Genomic DNA, 1,148 nt, shown 5'->3' on the forward strand with positions numbered 1-1,148 from the left:
GAAGCTCCCCTCTTTTCTCTAGAGGCAAGTGCTTAATTTCTTCTCGGCTCAAGTATTCTTTCCCACCAGGAAGTTTTTTCCAAAGTAAAAGGCGATTAATATTTACAAGGTAGGAAGAGTAATTAGCCAGCGTTAAGCCTCTTTTTTCTTGTGTTTTCCATTTAAATTCCAAAGGAGAAATAGATTTAGCTAAGGTAAAAACTTGTTTAAAAACTTGATAAACTTTTTCAGTAGAGGTAAGTGCAGGATTGAGTTGATAAACTTTAGCTAACATAAGAGTTCGCGGGGTAGTGGTATTCTTCGTGGGAAAATGAAGCTGTGCTATTTTTTTATAAAGAGAAGGCATCGCTTCAGAAGCTAGCAGATGATGCCATCTTTTACAGACGCTAAATAAGGAAGGAACTACGCAAGCCTCTAAGATAGGGAGCAGCAATTCATTGGGCAAGCTTTCAATAGATGTCGATGAGATAGGATGCATTTTATTTCCTTGGGTAGGGATGACCTTTTATTATTTGTATTTTTTAAAGACAATATAAAAAATTAAAAAAGCAAGTCAAACGAATTCGTGCTCTTATCAATGAAAAACAACTCACAAATGATCTACCACGCTTTACTTTTAGACAGATTCAAGGAAAGGGGGGAGACCTTTCAAGCATTTAGGAGCAGTCACAGGTTTTGGGGATTAAGTGATGCGGCAATTTTGGTTTGGCTAAAAGAATAAAATTGATTATTTGCCTTATTTGAGAAAAACGGCTCTTTTTGGCGCAATGCTTTAATTCTTTTACCAAATGATGAAATACAATACGCCTAGCTTCTTTCTATCAAAAAAAGTTGTTCTCCCAGCATAGCAATCTGCAGAAAAAGAGAGAAACTTCTTGTCGTTATAAATGTGTAGGTTAGTTTAAGCTTGCCTAGTTGCTGGAAGAAAAGCGGATTACTTGTTTAAAGATAAGATGGCTAAAAGTTTGTTATACCATTTAAACGAACTCCGTAAGTAGCAGCTGTTGAGAATTGCAAACAGTCTTTTTCTAAATTCAAATAAGGAGGATAATTTAGGGAGAGAAAAGGTTTGGAAAGGAGGAAACCATGTTTGTAGCTTTTTATCATACAATAGAGGAATTAAACGCCATGGCAAAAAAGAAAGCCTG

At 35.9% G+C, this 1,148-nt stretch carries 2 protein-coding genes; both read right to left on the reverse strand.

Annotation, left to right across the window (positions count from 1 at the left end; translation table 11 throughout):
• Positions 1-478, reverse strand: a 478-nt coding sequence (locus DB42_RS10070; RefSeq protein WP_044882849.1) for an F-box protein, incomplete at its 3' end; no start/stop codon positions are given.
• Positions 479-934: 456 nt separating this feature from the next.
• Positions 935-1,148, reverse strand: a 214-nt coding sequence (locus tag DB42_RS11655; RefSeq protein ID WP_238579029.1) for a hypothetical protein, incomplete at its 5' end; no start/stop codon positions are given.

The sequence above is a fragment of the Neochlamydia sp. EPS4 genome (assembly GCF_000813665.1).
GTDB lineage: Bacteria > Chlamydiota > Chlamydiia > Chlamydiales > Parachlamydiaceae > Neochlamydia.